Below are 19,220 nucleotides of genomic sequence, written 5' to 3'. Positions count from 1 at the left end.
TAGATTAAACCAAAATGAGAAATACATCTAAGATTATCCGTGTACCGTTTCTTTCTTGCCGTAATTCGTAATAATAGAGGTTTCAAACTCTATCCATTCTTTCCATCTCTTATCAACGTCAATATTATCGGTATATTTTTTAGCAAAGCCTAAAAATGTAGTATAATGTCCCGCTTCAGAAATCATAAGATCTCTATAAAATTTGGCTAATTCGGGGTCTTTTATATTTTCTGATAACACTTTGAAACGCTCACAACTTCTAGCTTCGATCATTGCCGAGAACAATAATCTATCTACCAAAGCATCTTTACGGCTACCATCTTTTTTCATGAATTTAAAAAGTTCATTTACGTAATGATCTTTTCGTTCTCGTCCTAATGTCAATCCCCTACTCTTTATCAAATTGTGAACCAATTGTAAATGCTCCAATTCTTCCCTAGCTATCACTAATAATTCCGTTACTAATTCCTCTAACTCGGAATTATAGGTTATTAAACTAATAGCATTTGAAGCCGCTTTTTGTTCACACCAAGCGTGATCCGTTAAAATTTCTTCAATATTTGCTTCTACGATATTTACCCAACGAGGGTCTGTGGCCAACTTTAGTCCGAGCATAACAGATGTGTTTTTTAAAGCTACAAAATTAGTGTTTTTCTAGTGAATTTTATTTCAAATGATGTTTTAACCAATCAAATTGTATTATTTTGCATTGTTATTCTTTTTCCATGAAAGAAATTCAAAACCTTTTGATTATAGGCTCCGTATGGCCAGAACCAAATTCATCGGCAGCTGGCGGTCGTATGTTACAATTGATTACCGAGTTTCAAGAACAAGGTTTCAGTATAATATTTGCCAGTGCAGCCATGGATAGCGATTTTATGGTCGATTTATCTGTATTAAAAGTAATCAAAAAAACGATCACTCTAAACTGTTCCAGTTTTGACGACTTTATCAAAGAGTTAAATCCTTCGGTCGTTTTATTTGATCGTTTTATGATTGAAGAGCAATTTGGCTGGAGAGTTGCTGAAAATTGCCCAAATGCTTTGCGTATTTTAGACACCGAAGACTTACATTGCTTAAGAATCGCTAGGCAAAAAGCATTCAAACTGAATCAAGATTTCACTATTTTCTCCATTTTAAAAGAAGAAGTTGCCAAACGAGAAATCGCTAGTATTTTGAGATGTGATCTGGCATTAATGATATCAGAATATGAAATGGAGTTATTGAAAAACACTTTCAAAATAGACGAAAGTTTACTCTATTATTTGCCTTTTTTATTAAATCCGATTTCTGAGAATACTTTTAAAAATCTTCCTTCTTTCGAACAAAGAAACGGCTTTGTTTTTATTGGAAACTTTTTGCATGAACCCAATTGGAATGCAGTTTTATATCTGAAAGAAACCATTTGGCCACTATTGAGAAAGCAAATTCCAAACACTGAACTTTATATTTACGGCGCTTATCCTTCGCAAAAAGTCATTCAACTTCATCAACCTAAAGAAGGATTTTTTATTAAGGGCAGAGCTGATGATGCAAATCAAGTCGTACAAAATGCCAGAATTGTTTTGGCACCGTTGCGTTTTGGAGCTGGCATAAAAGGAAAACTGATTGAAGCCATGCTGTGCGGAACACCCAGTATCACCACGACCATTGGTTCCGAATCTATGCATGGAGAACTTCCTTGGAATGGCACTATCTCTGATGATGTAAATGAATTCGTAAAATCAGCTGTAGAACTGTTCCAAAACAAAGGACTTTGGGTAATGGCACAACAAAACGCAATCGCAATTATTAATCAGCGGTATTCCAAAAAATTATTCGAAAAAGATTTTGCTTCAAGAATCCAATTTTTACAGTCGAACCTTCTTCAACATCGTTTGGATAATTTTATGGGAGCTTTGCTACAGCACCATACTTTAACGAGCACAAAATATATGTCAAGGTGGATTGAAGCCAAAAATGGTACAGGAAAAAATTAGGGGTTTGAAATCAGTTGTCAGATGTCAGGAAACAGAAATTTTAAATTTAATTTAAAAGTATAAAACTAAAACCTATGGTTAATTTGTACAATCCTTGGTTCAACAAGCTCTTTTCTTTATTTTTTTTATTTTTTAAAACACTAATAATTAACACACTGTTATTTTTTATAAAATAAAAAACAAAAAAACTTCCAAAATGTTTTGCATAAGCGAAAAACAGGTGTATATTTGCACTCGCAATCACGAAATGATAGCAGCCTAATAAAATAGGGCGATTAGCTCAGCTGGTTCAGAGCACCTCGTTTACACCGAGGGGGTCGGGGGTTCGAACCCCTCATCGCCCACTTTGAGGGATTTCCGAAAGGATTTCCCTCTTTTTTTTGTATATAAGATATCCTTTTTCCTCCATTTTACTGGCATTATGAGAAAACATATCCAACATTGTAGGTGTTCGATAGATACCCTTTTCATAGTATAAATTACCTTCGAACACCATGTTTACAAACTCGCGCTTTTTCAATGTATCTGATTTTATATAGATATGTCTGATATCGCCTAATAAATTAAGGTTGCTTTCCAAAATCTCAAAAGTTTTCCCTTGATTTGCACTGAGTCTTTCTATTGCAGCTGTTAGGGTTAACATCTGATCACTGTATATTGAATACCATCTCTGATAGGTATCTTTATTTATTTCATCCTTAAACCATTTTTCTTCCACAACATTTAATCTCTGTTGAATTTCCTCCAGTTCATGCTTTTTCTCTGATGCCCTTTTATTATTCACTTTCACTTCCTGTTCAAGCGAAGCATAACACCCATTTCTTATTTCTTTAATTTGTCTTTCCGGCACACTCATAAGATCACAGGCATTTAAAAACTGTTCATGTGCCTTTATTGCACTTATGTTGTTGTGTTTTGAATGCTTGCATTTATAATAATAAAAGTATTTACCAGACTTCCCACGAGAAGGCGCTCCAGTCAAGGGTACTCCGCAATGACATTTTACGACGCCCCTCAGCGGTATTTCCTCATCTATAACCACTTTGACTTTATCCGGTTTTTTCATTTTACCCTGCACCAACTGCCATGAAACTTTATCAATAATAGGCTCATGTATAGCGGGAAAAAGCCCTCCCGGCAAATCTTTAAATGGTTCAACCCTGACAAGCCCAGCATAGACCGGATTTGCAAGTACACGGTCAATAGCCATGCTTCCTTTTCTGTCAAAGCCAGCCTGATAGGCAATTTCTTTAATCTTATACAACGGAACATCTCGGAGGAACATTTCGTAAATTGTTTTGACAATTTTTGCTTCCTGTTCGTTTATTTCAAGGTGACGCTGTTTTCCTTCCCCAACTTTGATATAACCAAATGGTTTTTCCCGCGTCAAAAAGCGGCCTTCTTTAGCACGTGCAGTGTAGAGTCCACCACGCACTTTGATACTTCTATTGATATTGTCTTCTTCGGCAAGCAGTAATTGTAAGCCCGCCCTGAAAAAACTCCCTGGTGTCTCATAGTCAAATATGATACCCTCTGTTACACTGACAATTTGGATGTTGTATTTTCTTTGGAACTGCTTGACCATATTCATAGCCTCTCCTGCATCCCTGCTAAAACGGTCAAGCTGGTCTACAAGCAGGTAATCCACCGATTTATAATGCTTGGCAATAAATGCTTGAAGTTTTATAAAATCAGGACGGTCAAAAGTCTTGGCACTTTTACCCCTGTCGATGAATGAATCTACCAACTGTATATTATGATGCAACAGGTATTGATCGGTGTACAGTTCTTGTCTTTCAATCGAGCCATTACTTTGTCCTAGCTGACTGAACCTTAAATATCTAATCGCCCTCTTCATATAATTCTTTTAATGTTATTGACACTATAATTTCAATCATTAAACTTACGAATTTTTGTTCTTTCTCCCGTTCCAACTCTTCAAGTTTTTCAGATATAATTCTATCATTATCAATCGATTCATTAGTTAATCTTTCCATATCACATATCATTAACTTAGTTATAACACTACGGTTCTCATAGCATCACAATGAATTTAGAAAGCAATCGAGTAGCCTTGTTTCTTCTTACATTCTTTGGAATTGAGTGACTGCTTTTGGCACGAAAAATATCCAAACGCTGAAAAAATTTATTTTTTAAGATGTTTTGTTTCAAATTCTTCGGTCAGAATGATGATTTTTTGACACAATACTGCCATTTCAGCCGTCTGTTTTTCCAATTTATATAGAAAAGCTGCTGCCTTTTTATCGGAAAAATGTCTGTATAAAAGCTTTACAACCTGATTATAATTAACCCCAATCGAACGGAACTGACTATGAAAGGTAGTCAGGCGCATATAATAATCCATCGTCGCTTTATCGATCCTTACCGTCTTGATTGTTTTTTGAAAAACACAAGCCGTAATAAAGTGTGCCATTACGTACATCCCCGATGTTTCAAAAAGGGTCAGTAATCGGGCATTTTCTTCAGCAGTAAGCCTAATGGAATAGCGATGAACTGCTGGGTCTTTTTTTAAAGGACGCCCTCCTTTGCGAAAATTGATTTCTTCTTTATTGTGCATAACTAAATGTATTACTTAAACGAATTTAAAAACCAATAATACATTATTGTCCATAGCATGCATTAAATATGGAAATACTTGGAAGCCCTTGGAAGTATTCGTCTTGTCATACCAATTACGGGCTCATTCAAAAGGCAACCACAGACAAATAATGCCATGCAAAGACACTAAGCAGATGCAGAGCATTTTCAGGATTAATTTTTCTGAAAATATAAAATTATGCTCTACAAAGAAACGGTTACAAAGGAGATGTGGGAACTACTCCAAAGGCTTATGAAGGATGAAAAATTGAAAAAACATGTACTGGTCGGTGGTACAGCGCTAGCCTTACGATTAGGACACCGCTTATCGGTGGATATAGATCTTTTTACAACAAAAGATTTTGATTCGCAGATGATGCTCAAATATCTGCATAATACTTACGGTGTAAATGTAGAGGAAAGCCAGTTCTTCCCGAACACCGTTCTTACCTACATCGATGATATAAAAGTCGATATTGTTACCCATGATTACCCTCTTCTAAATTCTGTGGAAACAGTTGAAGGAATCCGCATGATTTCCAATGAAGACATTGGGGCAATGAAACTACACGCAATTCATCAGAGCGGTAACAGATACAAGGATTTTGTCGACATGTACTTTATGCTTGAACAAGAGCCCTTAAAATTCTATCTTCAAGCTTATCAAAGAAAATACGATAAAGACCCATATTGGGCTTCAATAGGTCTGAATACATATGACAAGATTACCACCTTTGAAGGCGTAGATGTACTAAAACAAAAAGAGCAGAGCTGGAAAAAAATCCAAAGACGACTGGAACTGGCAGTAAAAAATCCTTTATATAAATTTAAATCAGAAAGCCAGGATTTACCGATTAACTCTAATAAAAAGAGAGGTTTTCGCAGGTAATTCAGCAGAAATTGCTTATATTTGATACTAACCTTATTGAAAACAATGAAAGCATCAGCTAAACATATGCCTAATCTTCACCCTAAATTCTTCTGGGATTTTAGATTCGACAGTATTGACTGGGACGGGGGATATAAAATGGTAATCGCCCGTATTATTGAGCGTGGAGGTCATGATCAAATTGACGAAATCGTCCGTTTTTATGGTCGTGAAAAAGTAATTACAGCTGTTCGTGACGAAATTTATTTCCTTCCTAATTATGCTATTGACCGTGCATTAAAATTTTTTCCCGAACTCAAAAAGGAAGAAATGTATTGTTACTTGAACCGTAAGGACAAACCCTATCACTGGATTTAGTTTCATTCTGAAAATAGTAGAAAAGACGAGACTCTGTGCTTATTTTTTTAATTAAGCTGGAAGTGTTGTTTTATATATTTTGCTCAAAGCAAATAATAAAAAGAAAACGAAGGTAGGACAGGGTTGCTGGCCTGCCCAAAAGCTTACGGCATAATGGCTTGCTCGTACCTCACAAACCACCCTGCGGGACTTATTCCGTTTCCTTTTGGTCTGCCTGCATCCCGTCCTGTAAAATTGCTTTCTTTTTCTTTTTTCTGTTTTTCTGTTTTCTTTGGAAAAATATTGTTTTTCTTCTCATTGGCAAGACTTAACTACTGGTGAATACTAAACTTCCTGAACACCAATAAACCTGGCTGCATACTTGCATGCTTGATTGCTTGAAGTCCTGCTGGCAAGCAAGCAAATAAACCTGCATACCTGCGTACTTGAACACATAACTGCATGAATACCTGCACGCTTGAATGCATGAAAGCATCCAAGCGTTGAAACATTCAAACTTAAATACATGAATACATAAATATATACGTTGCCGTTCCGATAATTTATATTCTTAACATTTATCATTACTCCCGAAACACAAATGTTTGGTTTTAAGCAATATTACACCCTATCAGCAATATAAATCCTCTGATTAATAGATTAATGAAAATTACCGCGGGCAGCCTTCATGGCTGCCAAATTCAATTCTTGTTTTTTAATTATCGAAATAGATTTCGATAACGCACACATCTATTCAATTCTTGGTTTCAAACACCTTATCCTGTTTTAAAATTTGGAATGATTAAATCAATTCGAGGGTAGCAACAAGAACGGCATAAAGCCGTTTTTCCCTGCTAACTTTAATCCGTCCCGCAGGGCGGATTCTTGTGTTCGCCAGAACACGGCAAGTTGTGTTTTGAGGCACTCGAAATTCGATCAGTGCCTCAAAACAACTTGCCCTGCCGGGGGCTTAAAACACCTTCCGAAGTCAGGTATTTTTATTAAATTTAAAGACAAAAATGGCTTAGTTGACAATACTGTTTTATATCTAATGCCTATGAAATTGTTACTCATTGACAATACTTCATTTTCATTTTTAGCATCAGCAGGAAACAATATTCTCATTTCGTTTAATGAAATTCGTTTCATTTAACTTTTTTATTTGTGAAAAAATCAAAAAAAAGTATTGACCTAAATTGCAAAAACCTTCCAAAATCTCACAAGCGAAGAATGTTACTCACCTAAAAAAATCAATACTGGAAATTTATGTTTTGTTTCCTATCTTTGATAAATAACTAAGGGAGGTGATTCTTAACTAAAACCTAATAGATGATGAAAATCAAGGTAAAAGTAAAAGTTTCCTCGCGGTTCATAAGAACGCTAACTCGGTTACTGATTGTTGTCGCCTCGGTAATAACAGCTTTAACGCAATTGTAATATCTCACAGTTCACTTACTGGATAAAGATTAGGAGAGAAATTAAGAATACGTCTCCTAATCTCCTTTAAGTTAAGAAGGTCTTAACCACCTCCTAGGTTATAATATTTTTAAAATGCTATATAAAAAATTGAAGACGATCAGACATTTATGATTAATTGAAAAGTTGAGTTTTGTAGTAGCTAAAAAATATATGTTTTAAAGTATTATCAAGATTATTTGACGGAAAAATGATATCAATTGTACCCTATAGCATTAAGAAATGAGTACCGATCTTACATATATTAAAACCTTTTCAGAAGAAAAATGGGGGTCAACATTTCATGAGATCCAAAGTATTTCTGGAAGCGAAAATATTTTTGTTTGCCATATAAACATTTCAGATTTAGAAAAAATGGCACTTGAGCTTTCAACAAAAGTATTAGACCAATCTTGGATTATTAATTTGGATAACAGAGCAAGTCGTGCATATCAAACTACAGCACAAGAAACAGCTAGGTTACTAGTTGAAGTTTTTAAAAAACCTGTAGACTCTGACAAAGTTTCAAGTGAATTTGGCGAACTTATGGTTTCAATGGGAGCTTCAAAAGCTCTAGAAGTTATCTTTGGACATCGTTCCATTCCTATAGCAGAACTCTGGAAACCTAAAGTTTTACAGAACGAAGGTTTTGACTTTCATACTGTATGCTCGGAAAATATTATAAACTTTGGTGAAGCTAAGTTTTCAGGTTCATCAAATCCATATGGTGGAAATTCAGGTGACACTACAGGTGCAGGAGGCCAAGCAGATGGATTTATTGGTAATAATAAACATTTAATGGATGGTGTGCATCTGGAACACTTGGCTGGAAATGACGCTGCAACGAATTTAGATAATGACCTTTTTGGAATTATTCTAGCATTTTCCATCAACGCTGTAAATCCATTATTAATATTTAAAAATGCTTTAGATAACTCTAAAACATACGAAAACTTGACGAAAGCAAAAAATATTTATATAGTAGGAGTGAGCCATGAATTTAAAGGAAATTAAAAACACTAAAAATCCCGCAAAAGACTTATCTGAACTACTTGATAAAATACATTGCGAAGGACCTAAAGACTCAAGTTTATTAGAAAATTTGAGCTATTTTAAAGAATTTCATCCTTCCGTTTTTCAAGCATATGAGGAAAAAATTATTTCAGCTCTCGGTCTCTTCTACAAAGTTAACACTCCTAGCAACTTATATTCATTTTTAATGCAGGGTTTTGGAAATGAACACCAAAAAAAACATGGTGCTAACCTAACACCTATTCAGGCAAGTATCCGTCGAGCAATTGACGATAAACAGTATATATCGATTTCTGCTCCAACCAGTGCAGGAAAGTCTTATTCAATTCGTGATTTTTTAGCAGAAGGGCAAGGGGATGCTGTAGTAGTGGTTCCTTCAAGAGCTTTAATTGCGGAGTATGTGAATTCAATGACTCGGAAGTTCGAAAATGATAAAAGTGTTATGATTTCTTCATTTGTTGATCTGGTATTTAACGAACGTAAATTGAAGAGGATTTTTGTATTGACCCCTGAGCGGTCAAAAGACCTTTATAAATTTAAAGACAGGTTAAATGTTCAAACTTTCTTTTTCGATGAAGCTCAGATTTCTGAAGAAGATAGTAGAGGAATCACTTTTGACATTTCAGTAAGAAGGGTAAAAAAACATTTCCCAAATTCTAAGATAATCTTTGCTCATCCTTTCATCGAAAATCCAGAAGCTCAATTTTCAAAACATCAACTTTCTACAGACGAAAGCTTTGGGCGTTCATACACTCATGGCTCTGTTGGAAAATTGTGCATTGTTAATAAGAACAATAACTATTATTATTTCTCACCTTATATCGATGATGGGTACAAAAAAAGTAACTATATTGAGTTTGATGGTGATTTTCGAAATTTTGCAATGACTAATGGTCACTCTATTCTCGTGTATGTTTCAAAAAATTCTATTTATAAAGGCAATTTCAAAGAAGGTTTTGAAAATTACATCTCCAGTTTGCCGGAAGTCACAAATAAAAATGCATTAGAAATAATTAAAAATATCCGTCATATTGTTGGCGCAGATAAACCTGGACATGTGTCATATATGGTTGATCTTCTAAGAAAAGGAGTTGTGATACATCATGGTTCTATACCACTAGAGGTAAGATTCTTGATCGAAGATTTTATTCGAGGTAAATATTCATCCTTATGCTTTGCGACAAGTACACTTGCCCAAGGTATCAACATGCCCTTCGACATAGTTTGGCTTGAAAACAATAGATTTGAAGGAAATATGCATGAACGTGCCCTAGCATTCAAAAATTTGATTGGAAGGGCTGGTCGTCTTACAGAGTCCAAAAAATTCGATTATGGATATGTGTTTACGAATAATGCCAAACTTTTTTCTGAGCGAATACTGACACCATTTAAACTTACCGAAAAGTCCATACTAGAAAATCCTCCAACGGGAATAAAAGAAAATGACCAAAAAGAGCTAATTGATGCAATTCAAAATAACACATTTGATGATGACAAAAATATTCCTATTTCAAAGGTTGAACGATTGTCAACCCCTTTAGTAATGGACTATGCTAAACAATTTTTAAATGTATTTTATAGAATTCCAAATGATTTACGAGCAAGTATTGGTGGTCATTTAAATAAACAAAATAGAGATACTGCCAAACTTTTACTTCGTCAGATTTATGAGTCTTCACTTGGAAGACAATTATATCATGGCGAAAAAAACGTTTTTAATCAAGCAATAGATATATTTTTCCATGCAGCACAAGGACGTTCATTCAGTGAGATTGTTGGTCTGAGATACAGTTCAATTACTAATAGAGACAACCCGACAAATGTGTATGCTAATTTTTCTCAACCGGCAAACAAATTACCTGATAGTAGCCTTGAAAAGGCCTATGGACTGTTTGCTCCAGAAACGCTAAACGAAGCTATCAGCTATGATTCAATTGTTTATGACACATATGACTACATGGATCAAGTTATTTCTTTTTCTTTGTCTGATACCTTAATTGCAGCATTTGAAATTTATCTCGATAAGAGTAATGATTTACGTGCGAACGATATAATCGAATTATTTAGGTATAATACAAATAACAAAAAACATATTCTTCTATTAAGATATGGATTTTCCCCCGAAATCATTAGTGATGTAGCTAATTATGTTGATACAATTGACGAGGATAAGATAATTTTTTTGCCAAATATTAATAACGCTCCCGATTTCATCAAAAAAATTGTTCAATGGTACTTGCCTGAATAATTGCTGTCGTATTTTCCGTAATCTATGTTTAAATCATTGTCTTATTTACCTGTACAAAAGTTATCTCTAATAATATTTTATTGAGAGTTTATTTAAATTCTGTAAAAAATGGTTCGTAAGAACACAAAACTTCTTAAGAAATTGAAAGTTTTTTTATCTAATTTTTACACATTTTTTTGGATTGATTCAATGTGTACAAGTTCAAACTTTACTATTTTAGTGCCTTCTTAAGGATTAAGAATCCCTAATCAAATAAAGCTTATTGCAAAATGTCAGAAGAACAAAAGAAATTATTAGAGCAACAGCTCTGGAATATAGCCAATACATTACGTGGAAAAATGAACGCAGATGAATTCCGCGATTATATACTTGGCTTTATTTTTTACAAATATTTGGCTGAAAAAATGGAGATTTATGCCAATTCCATTTTGCAGCAGGATAACATTCAGTTTCGTAATATTAAGGAAAACACAAAAGAAGGTCAGGAATATATTAATGCCATCAGAGAAGAATCCTTAGAAACTCTAGGTTATTTTTTGAAACCATCAGAACTTTTTAGCGAAATTGCAAAACGTGGAAATGGTGATACCAACACTTTTATTTTGGAAGATTTGCAAAAAATCCTGACCAATATCCAATTGAGCACAATGGGAACCCAAAGCGAAGAAGACTTTGATAATCTCTTCGAAGATATGGATCTCAACAGTACAAAATTGGGAAAAACTGCCGAAGCCAGAAATGCGATTATCGTGAAAGTTTTGGTTCATTTGGATGAAATTGATTTTCAGCTACGAGATACTGAATTGGATGTTTTGGGTGATGCCTACGAATACCTTATAGGTCAGTTTGCAAGCGGAGCAGGTAAGAAAGCGGGGGAATTTTATACGCCTCAGGAAGTTTCAAAAATTTTGGCAAAAATTGTTACGACAGGAAAAAATAGGCTAAAATCGGTTTATGACCCTACATGTGGTTCAGGATCTTTATTATTACGCGTTGCCCGAGAGGTAAAAGATGTCAATAATTTTTACGGTCAAGAGATGAACCGCACCACGTACAACCTTGCCCGAATGAATATGATACTTCACGGAGTACATTATTTGAAATTTGACATTAAGCAAGAAGACACTTTAGAACATCCGCAACATCTGAATGACATGCCGTTTGAAGCCATAGTTGCAAATCCTCCATTTTCGGCAAATTGGAGTGCAAATCCTTTACTCTTGAACGATGACCGTTTTAGTCAATATGGAAAGTTGGCTCCTGCCAGCAAAGCCGATTTTGCTTTTGTTCAGCATATGATACATCATTTGTCCGAAAATGGAACAATGGCTATTGTTTTGCCACACGGAGTTCTTTTTCGGGGAGCAGCTGAATTACATATTCGTAAATATCTTATTGAACAGAAAAATTATTTAGATGCTGTAATTGGTTTACCTGCCAATATTTTCTACGGAACCAGCATTCCAACTTGTATTTTGGTTTTCAAAAAATGTAAAGAAGATCCAGATCATATTTTATTTATCGATGCCAGTAAGGAATTTGAAAAGATAAAAAACCAAAATATGCTCCGAGAGGAACACATCGATAAGATTGTAACAACCTACCGCAATAGAACGGTAATTGAGAAATACAGCCATTTGGCAACTTTACAAGAAGTTGCAAATAATGATTATAACCTGAACATCCCTCGTTATGTGGATACTTTCGAAGCCGAAGAAGAAATCGATATCCAATATGTAATGCAGGAAATCAAATCTTTGGAAGCCAAACGAGCAGAATTAGATAAAGAAATTGATGTCTATTTCAAGGAATTGGGACTTGTTTTTTTTAACGTACCCAATTCCGTAGACACTGTCTGCGGAATCTGAAAAAAAGTAAAATAGAAGAAACTCCCTAATGTTTGATAATTGAGAAATAAAATGACTGAGATTACAAAAAAAAATAAAAATATAAGCAATGTTCCAAATTTGAGATTTCCGGGTTTTGAGAAAGAATGGGAAACTAAGAATCTGGGTGATATTGCCACATTTTCAAAAGGGAAAGGTATTTCAAAAATTGACATTAAAGAAAATGGAGTTATAGAGTGTATTAGATATGGTGAACTTTATACGCATTATGGAGAAGTTATTGATGAAATAAAATCCAAGACTAATGTAAATATGTCTGCTTTAGTTCTTAGCGATGCAAATGATGTTATAATTCCAGCATCTGGAGAAACAACAATTGATATTGCAACGGCTTCTTGTGTTTTGAAATCAGGAGTTGCGTTAGGAGGTGATTTAAATATTATTAAAACAGATAATAATGGAGTGTTTTTGTCTTACTATTTGAACAGTAAAAAGAAATTGGAAATAGCTAATTTGGCACAAGGAATTTCTGTAGTACACTTATATTCAAGTCAATTAGCATCTTTGTCTTTAAGCTTGCCAAAACTGGAGGAACAAAATAGAATTTCTGCTTTTTTGGCTTTACTTGCCGAAAGAATTCAAACCCAAAACAAAATAATTGAGGAACTAGAAACCTTAATCAAAGATTTCCGAAATCAAATATTCAAACAAAAAATAAGATTTAAAGATGAGTTCGGAAATGAATTTCCGGAATGGGAAATATATAAACTGAAAGAGGTTTCGGAAAGGATCGTTCATAAAAATTCGGAAAATAATCAAAATATTTTGACCATATCAGCACAATTTGGGTTAATAAGTCAACTCGATTTTTTTAATAAGTCTGTTTCTTCTAAAAATGTTTCGGGATATTATCTTTTAAAAGAAAATGACTTTGCCTATAACAAAAGTTACTCTAATGGCTATCCAATGGGAGCAATAAAACGACTAAAAAGATATGAGAAAGGAATTGTTTCGACTTTATACATTTGTTTTCGTTTTAAAAAAACAGTAAGTATTGATTTTATTGAACAATATTTTGAATCTGGTATTCAGAATTCAGAAATTGAAAAGATAGCACAGGAAGGTGCTCGAAATCATGGTCTTTTAAACGTAGGGGTTTCTGATTTTTTTGATATAAAAATTAATCTTCCTTCTATAAATGAACAAAAGCAAATAGCTTCTTTTTTAACCAAAATTGACCAAAAAATTGAAACAGAGAAACAAATCTTGGAACAGCTTCAAAAACAAAAGAAATATCTATTGCAACAAATGTTTGTTTAAAACTATTGACAAGAATCAAACAAATAAATTTTGAAGCAAGTACTTTTTTTGTTCCTCTAGTTTTTTCAAAAGCTGAATTTCAATGTCAATTTTGTTGTCGATGGAGGATAGAAAATTGGCTATTTTGGTTTGTTCTTCAATAGAAGGAGTATCAAGTGTTATTCTTGCAAAATTTTCATAAAAAAGATAATCTCTTACACCTCCCTCAACATTTTTGAGAACTTCTTTATTAAACATTTCTGTCTTGACATATTGAAACAAAAAATCATTGTTAATTGAATCTTTTGCAATGAAACAAACATATAGTGAACTGATAATAATGTTTTCTAAATCACGACTATAACCAATTGACCCAACATTTATCCTAGCAGGATTATAAGCAAAAGTATGTTTGTCAATTATTTTGTAGAGTTTAATATCATAACCTCTATCATCACTGTTAATTCCTTCAAATTGCTCATTTTGTGGAACAAAACCTAATTTATTATTTATTGAATATACAGGTAGTTTTTCATTATTTTTATTTTTCTTGTTTACAGGTGTTGTTACATCACCTAGCTTTTGAATTTTCCAATCAGGATAATTAAGACCTCTATTATCTTTAAATCTAAATTGTTGGGAAAATATTTTTTTAGCAATTTCAACTTTTAATATTTTTAATTCCTCAATTATTTTGTTTTGGGTTTGAATTCGTTCATCTATTAATGATAAAAAAGAGGCGATTTTTTGTTGTTCTGGCAAAGAAGGAATGAAGAAAAGTCCATTCTCAACGATATTCCAATCTGCTCTAGGCATTTTAGAACCACTCGATTGATTTGCTAAATCAACAAATGAATTGGTTTGAATTATTCTATACAAAAAATTATTCGAAATGTTTTTTCCTTTTAGTACCCATATTTCAGATGAACACACGCCATCAAATGGTGCTTGGAGATATTTTTTTAAGTAAGGTCTCAATTTTCCAAACAACACATCTCCTTCATTAAACACGTTTTTTATACTTCCTGATTTACTTCCATCCGTATAACCAAGTAATTCTCCTGTTTCTCCTGCCAAATGCTCTAATTCGATACATTTTATAGAATCTATTGCATTTATTGGATTGTATTTTCCAGATTTATTAGTAGCCACTTCACCAAAACTCTTCATTTCCCACTCTCCCTCAAACCTCGGAAATCTCAAATTTGGAACATTTGTCAAGACAAATCTTATAAAATTATTTAGAGGATTAAAAATCCTTAATCCTTATTGTTTTCTTTTGAGATTTAATTTTAAAATCAAATAATAATGAACAAAAAACTTTCAGAAGTAATCCGTCTATGGCGAACAGACAAAAAACAGTATGTAAAGAAATCAAGTTTCTCGGCTTATGCGCTCTTGATAGAAAACCATATATTACCTGTTTTTGGTGACAAAAACAAAATTGAAGAAGCAGATGTACAGGCTTTTGTATTGCAAAAAATAGAGTCAGGTTTGAGCCAAAAAACAATCAAGGATATTTTAATAGTATTGAAAATGATCCTCAAATTCGGTGCAAAAAACAAATGGTTCGAATATCAGCCCTGGGATATTCAGTTTCCTACCGAAAGGGAAAAATACAACATCGAAGTCCTCAACCGTAATGACCAGAAAATAATAATGAACTATATTCAAGAACATTTTACCTTCCGAAATTTAGGTGTTTACATTTGCCTGAGTGCAGGAATGCGAATTGGTGAAGTCTGTGCGCTTACTTGGGAGGATGTCGATACAGACAATGGTGTTATTAGTGTAAATAGAACTATTCAGCGTATCTATGTAATCGAAGATGGACACAGAAAAACAGAGGTTATTCTTGATACTCCAAAAACTAAAAATTCCATTCGAGAAATTCCAATAAGCAAAGATCTATTGAAAATACTTAAACCGTTTAAAAAGATTGTCAACTCTTCATTTTTTGTATTAACAAATGATGCCAAACCTACTGAACCAAGAACATATCGCAGTTATTATAAGAACCTAATGAAAGAATTAAATATGCCGGAACTAAAATTTCATGGCTTAAGACATAGTTTTGCAACTCGATGCATAGAAAGTAATTGTGATTACAAAACGGTCAGTGTTCTTTTGGGACATTCCAATATTAGCACGACTTTAAACCTTTATGTCCATCCTAATATGGAACAGAAAAAGAAAGCCATTGAGCAAATGTTTAAAGCACTCAGGTAGCAGCTAATTGAGAATTATGAGTTGTAAATTGTGAGATAATAGCTATTCGATAGATGCATTTTCTTTATATTTGTTTAGAGAATTCAAAACTCATAATTCACAACTCATAACTTCAAATGCAATCCGAACAATTTTTAGAAGAACAATTCATCGCTCAATTACAAAAGCTGGGTTACAAATACATCGTTATTGGTAACGAAAAAGGATTATTGGAAAACTTAAAAAGCCAATTGGAAAAACACAATCATATCCAGTTTAGTGATGCCGAATTTGAGAAAGTTTTGAACATTCTCAGTAAAGGATCAGTGTATGAAAAGGCCAAAACACTGCGCGAAAAGAAACATCATATTATTAGGGATAATGGAGATAACCTCTATTTTGAATTCTTGAATGTGGAACATTGGTGCCAAAATGAATATCAGGTTACCAATCAAATTACACAGAATGGAAAATACGAAAATCGCTATGATGTGACTTTGCTTATTAATGGTTTACCTTTGGTTCAAATCGAATTAAAGAAAAGAGGCTTGGAAATGAAAGAAGCCTTTAATCAAATCAACCGTTATCAAAAACACAGTTTCGGAGCAGGCAAGGGGTTGTTTCATTTTGTTCAGTTGTTTGTTATCAGTAACGGTGTAAACACCAAATATTTCAGCAATTATGGAACACACAAACAGGAATATCTTCAGACCTTTCATTGGACGGACGAGAACAATAATCCGCTCAATAATATTCTGAATGGTTTCACGGACGCTTTTTTGGAACCATGCCATATCAGTAAAATGATTTGCAAATACATTGTGCTAAACGAAACCGAAAAACAATTGATGGTGCTTCGTCCGTATCAGTATTACGCAGTGGAAAGCATTATCAAAAAAGTGAAGGAGAATGAAATCCTAAACGGATATAACATAGAGAAAAACGGATATGTCTGGCATACTACCGGTAGCGGGAAAACATTGACAAGTTTTAAAGCAAGTCAGATTCTGTCCAAAATCCCAGCAATCAAAAAGGTAGTTTTTGTGGTTGACAGAAAAGATTTGGATTCACAAACCAGTAAAGAATACAATAATTTTAGCAAGGATTGTGTAAGCTCAGCTACCAACACAGACGATCTCATACGAAAGTTTAATAATCCGAATGAGAATATTATTGTTACGACAATTCAAAAGCTTAATAATGCAATTTCTGGACGAAATTTATCTAAAATGAAAGCCATCAAAGACCAAAGAATGGTATTTATTTTTGACGAGTGTCATCGTTCACAATTTGGTGATACACATAAAAACATCGTCAATTATTTTTCCAATATCCAATTATTTGGTTTTACGGGAACACCAATTTTGGCGGAAAACGCAGACGGGGAAAAAACCACTGCAAGTCTTTTTGGAAAATGCCTACATAAATATGTAATTACAGATGCTATTAGGGATGAAAACGTGCTGAAATTTTCCGTAGAATATATTCAGACTTTTAAAATGAAGGATCATATCGTTGATTTGAAAGTAGAACAAATTAACGAAACAGAAGTTTATGAAGCCCCTAAAAGAAAAGAGGCTGTTGTTGATTATATTATTAAATACCATGACCAGAAAACCCAAAACAAAAATTTCTGCGCAATGATGTGTGTGCAGGATATTGATTCGGTTATTCAATACTATGAGATATTCAATCGTAAAAAACGCAACGGAGAACACAATCTAAAAATAACCACTATTTTCAGCTATGGTCAAAATGAGGAAGAAATGAAAGAGCAAGTAGCCGTTCAGTTAGGAATGGTTGCCGAACCTCAGACAGAATACGATAATTATACACCACACCGCAGGGAATTACTTGAAAATTATGTTGAGGACTTCAACGAAATGTTTGGAATGGCTGAGAGCATTAAGGATACCGAAAGTTTTTATAATTACTATAATGCAGTAGCCAAAAAATCGAAACATCCTAAACATGAAACAGATATTCTTTTGGTAGCCAATATGTTTTTAACGGGTTATGACAGCAAGAACCTGAACACATTGTATGTTGACAAAAACCTGAAATATCATGGACTGATACAAGCTTTTAGCCGTACCAACCGTATTTTGGATAAAAATAAAACTCAAGGCAACATTGTTTGTTTTAGAAATCTGAAAGACAAAACAGACGAAGCGATTACCTTATTCAGCAATAAAGAAGCTATTGACGAAATTATCGTTGAACCGTACGAAGCTTACGTAGAAAAATTTAATGAAGCGACTGAAAAGCTATTTAAAATTGTCCCACAGGTTGAAGCAGTAGATAGTTTATATACTGAAGAAGATAAATTGGAATTTATTTTAGCATTCCGATCATTAATGCGTTTGCACAAAAAAATGAGCCATTTTACAGAATTTACTTGGGCTGATCTAGCAATAGAAGAACAGCTTTTTGCAGACTACACTAGTAAATATTTAGATTTAAAAGATAAACTTGGGACAAATCCATCTCCAGATAAAGCTTCAATTCTCAACGATATTGATTTTGAATTGGAATTAATAAGAAGAGACACCATTAATGTCTCTTATATTGTTCAGTTACTGATTAAATTTAAATCAAAAAACAGTGGGAAAGACAAAGAGAGTATTGAAAAGGAAATTTTCAACTTATTGAACACTGAGGTATCTTTAAGAAGCAAGAGAGAACTTATTGAGAAATTTATTCAAGAAAGTCTCCCTCAAATTGATGATACAGATACTATTCCGGAAGAATTTGAAAAATTTTGGAATGAAGAACAAGAAAAAGCGCTTAAAGACTTGGTTAAAGAAGAAAATCTTTCAGAAGAAAAAACAGAAAAACTAATCGAAAATTATCTTTTTGCAGAAAGGGAACCATTGCGAACCGAAATTTTAGATCTCAGAATAGAAGGAAGACCAAGTGTTTTAAAATCTAAAGAAATTGGCGATAGAATTTTAAATAAGATTCTAAGTTTTGTGGATACTTTTGTAAATGGAATAGCAGAAAATTAATCGATAATGGGGTCTTATGACAACCAGCTGGCTAGATTGCTAGATAAGCAATTTGTTGTAAAAAAATGGTTCGAATATCAAAATGGAGCATTACTAAAATACAAGCCATTAGAAATTGTGGTAATCATAGAGAAGATTTTGAAAAGTATTTTGAAACAGAAATTGAACAAATAAATTATCTGATCAACAAATTCTTTAAGTTTACTTCAAACCAGATTGAAGCCGTAGCAACACTTTATGCCTGTTGGAAAGAAGCAATTGAGAAAAAGGAATTAATAACAGACAAACTAATCATTAGCAAATTTTATCAATAGTCTAAAG

15 protein-coding genes and 1 tRNA gene are annotated in these 19,220 nt (G+C 33.6%); 11 read left to right on the top strand and 5 right to left on the bottom strand.

The genetic code is table 11. The annotated features are described in order from the left end of the window. Positions 1 to 33: 33 nt before the first annotated feature. Complete coding sequence (locus ABEB18_RS11025; RefSeq protein ID WP_348799365.1) at positions 34 to 615, bottom strand: MiaE family protein; 582 nt, start codon at positions 613 to 615, stop codon at positions 34 to 36. 110 nt (positions 616 to 725) lie between these two features. On the opposite strand from ABEB18_RS11025, the gene ABEB18_RS11020 reads away from it, so the two are divergent. Together ABEB18_RS11020 and ABEB18_RS11015 are read left to right on the top strand one after the other, a co-directional pair. Beyond that, positions 726 to 1,979, top strand: a complete 1,254-nt coding sequence (locus tag ABEB18_RS11020; RefSeq protein ID WP_348799364.1) for a glycosyltransferase — start codon at positions 726 to 728, stop codon at positions 1,977 to 1,979. 269 nt (positions 1,980 to 2,248) lie between these two features. Beyond that, positions 2,249 to 2,323, top strand: a tRNA-Val gene (locus ABEB18_RS11015). On the opposite strand, the gene ABEB18_RS11010 is transcribed toward ABEB18_RS11015, so the two are convergent. The 3 genes from ABEB18_RS11010 to mobA form a co-directional block, all read right to left on the bottom strand. Then, positions 2,314 to 3,837: a recombinase family protein gene (locus ABEB18_RS11010; protein WP_348799363.1), complete on the bottom strand. Its 1,524-nt coding sequence runs from the start codon at positions 3,835 to 3,837 to the stop codon at positions 2,314 to 2,316. The two genes, ABEB18_RS11015 and ABEB18_RS11010, sit on opposite strands and share 10 nt — an antisense overlap. Then, positions 3,821 to 3,976, bottom strand: coding sequence for a hypothetical protein (locus ABEB18_RS11005; protein WP_348799362.1), 156 nt, complete (start codon positions 3,974 to 3,976; stop codon positions 3,821 to 3,823). The genes ABEB18_RS11010 and ABEB18_RS11005 overlap by 17 nt, the downstream gene beginning before the upstream one ends. A 149-nt stretch (positions 3,977 to 4,125) precedes the next feature. After that, a complete protein-coding gene (mobA, locus tag ABEB18_RS11000; RefSeq protein WP_348799361.1) occupies positions 4,126 to 4,557 on the bottom strand; it encodes a conjugal transfer protein MobA in 432 nt (143 codons plus the stop codon). 219 nt (positions 4,558 to 4,776) lie between these two features. Between mobA and ABEB18_RS10995 the strand changes: the two genes are divergently transcribed. From ABEB18_RS10995 to ABEB18_RS10970, 6 genes are all read left to right on the top strand, one after another. Then, the gene (locus ABEB18_RS10995) at positions 4,777 to 5,466 is read left to right on the top strand and encodes a nucleotidyl transferase AbiEii/AbiGii toxin family protein (protein WP_348799360.1); all 690 of its coding nucleotides are present in this window, start codon (positions 4,777 to 4,779) and stop codon (positions 5,464 to 5,466) included. 45 nt (positions 5,467 to 5,511) lie between these two features. Continuing rightward, a complete protein-coding gene (locus tag ABEB18_RS10990; RefSeq protein ID WP_348799359.1) occupies positions 5,512 to 5,823 on the top strand; it encodes a DUF6922 domain-containing protein in 312 nt (103 codons plus the stop codon). Positions 5,824 to 7,500: 1,677 nt separating this feature from the next. Continuing rightward, entirely contained in the window at positions 7,501 to 8,271 is a 771-nt protein-coding gene (locus tag ABEB18_RS10985) for a hypothetical protein (RefSeq protein WP_348799358.1), read from the top strand. Continuing rightward, positions 8,252 to 10,537 carry a DEAD/DEAH box helicase gene (locus tag ABEB18_RS10980; RefSeq protein WP_348799357.1) on the top strand — a complete coding sequence of 762 codons (2,286 nt, stop codon included), beginning with the start codon at positions 8,252 to 8,254 and terminating at the stop codon, positions 10,535 to 10,537. The genes ABEB18_RS10985 and ABEB18_RS10980 overlap by 20 nt, the downstream gene beginning before the upstream one ends. Before the next feature lie 269 nt (positions 10,538 to 10,806). Continuing rightward, complete coding sequence (locus tag ABEB18_RS10975) at positions 10,807 to 12,405, top strand: type I restriction-modification system subunit M (RefSeq protein ID WP_348799356.1); 1,599 nt, start codon at positions 10,807 to 10,809, stop codon at positions 12,403 to 12,405. 51 nt (positions 12,406 to 12,456) lie between these two features. Then, complete coding sequence (locus ABEB18_RS10970; RefSeq protein ID WP_348799355.1) at positions 12,457 to 13,704, top strand: restriction endonuclease subunit S; 1,248 nt, start codon at positions 12,457 to 12,459, stop codon at positions 13,702 to 13,704. 15 nt (positions 13,705 to 13,719) lie between these two features. Here the strand turns inward: ABEB18_RS10970 and ABEB18_RS10965 are convergent, their stop codons facing one another. Continuing rightward, positions 13,720 to 14,886, bottom strand: a complete 1,167-nt coding sequence (locus tag ABEB18_RS10965; protein WP_348799354.1) for a restriction endonuclease subunit S — start codon at positions 14,884 to 14,886, stop codon at positions 13,720 to 13,722. Positions 14,887 to 14,991: 105 nt separating this feature from the next. Between ABEB18_RS10965 and ABEB18_RS10960 the strand changes: the two genes are divergently transcribed. From ABEB18_RS10960 to ABEB18_RS10950, 3 genes are all read left to right on the top strand, one after another. Next, positions 14,992 to 15,912 carry a tyrosine-type recombinase/integrase gene (locus ABEB18_RS10960; RefSeq protein WP_348799353.1) on the top strand — a complete coding sequence of 307 codons (921 nt, stop codon included), beginning with the start codon at positions 14,992 to 14,994 and terminating at the stop codon, positions 15,910 to 15,912. Positions 15,913 to 16,028: 116 nt separating this feature from the next. Further along, the gene (locus tag ABEB18_RS10955; protein ID WP_348799352.1) at positions 16,029 to 18,899 is read left to right on the top strand and encodes a type I restriction endonuclease subunit R; all 2,871 of its coding nucleotides are present in this window, start codon (positions 16,029 to 16,031) and stop codon (positions 18,897 to 18,899) included. A 65-nt stretch (positions 18,900 to 18,964) separates the two neighbouring features. After that, positions 18,965 to 19,213, top strand: coding sequence for a hypothetical protein (locus tag ABEB18_RS10950; RefSeq protein WP_348799351.1), 249 nt, complete (start codon positions 18,965 to 18,967; stop codon positions 19,211 to 19,213). Positions 19,214 to 19,220 lie beyond the last annotated feature (7 nt).

It is taken from the genome of Flavobacterium adhaerens (assembly GCF_040045115.1).
In the GTDB taxonomy this organism is placed as follows: Bacteria; Bacteroidota; Bacteroidia; order Flavobacteriales; family Flavobacteriaceae; genus Flavobacterium; species Flavobacterium adhaerens.
The sequence above is the reverse complement of the archived record's forward strand: the minus strand, read 5'-3'. Positions and strand labels throughout refer to the sequence as shown.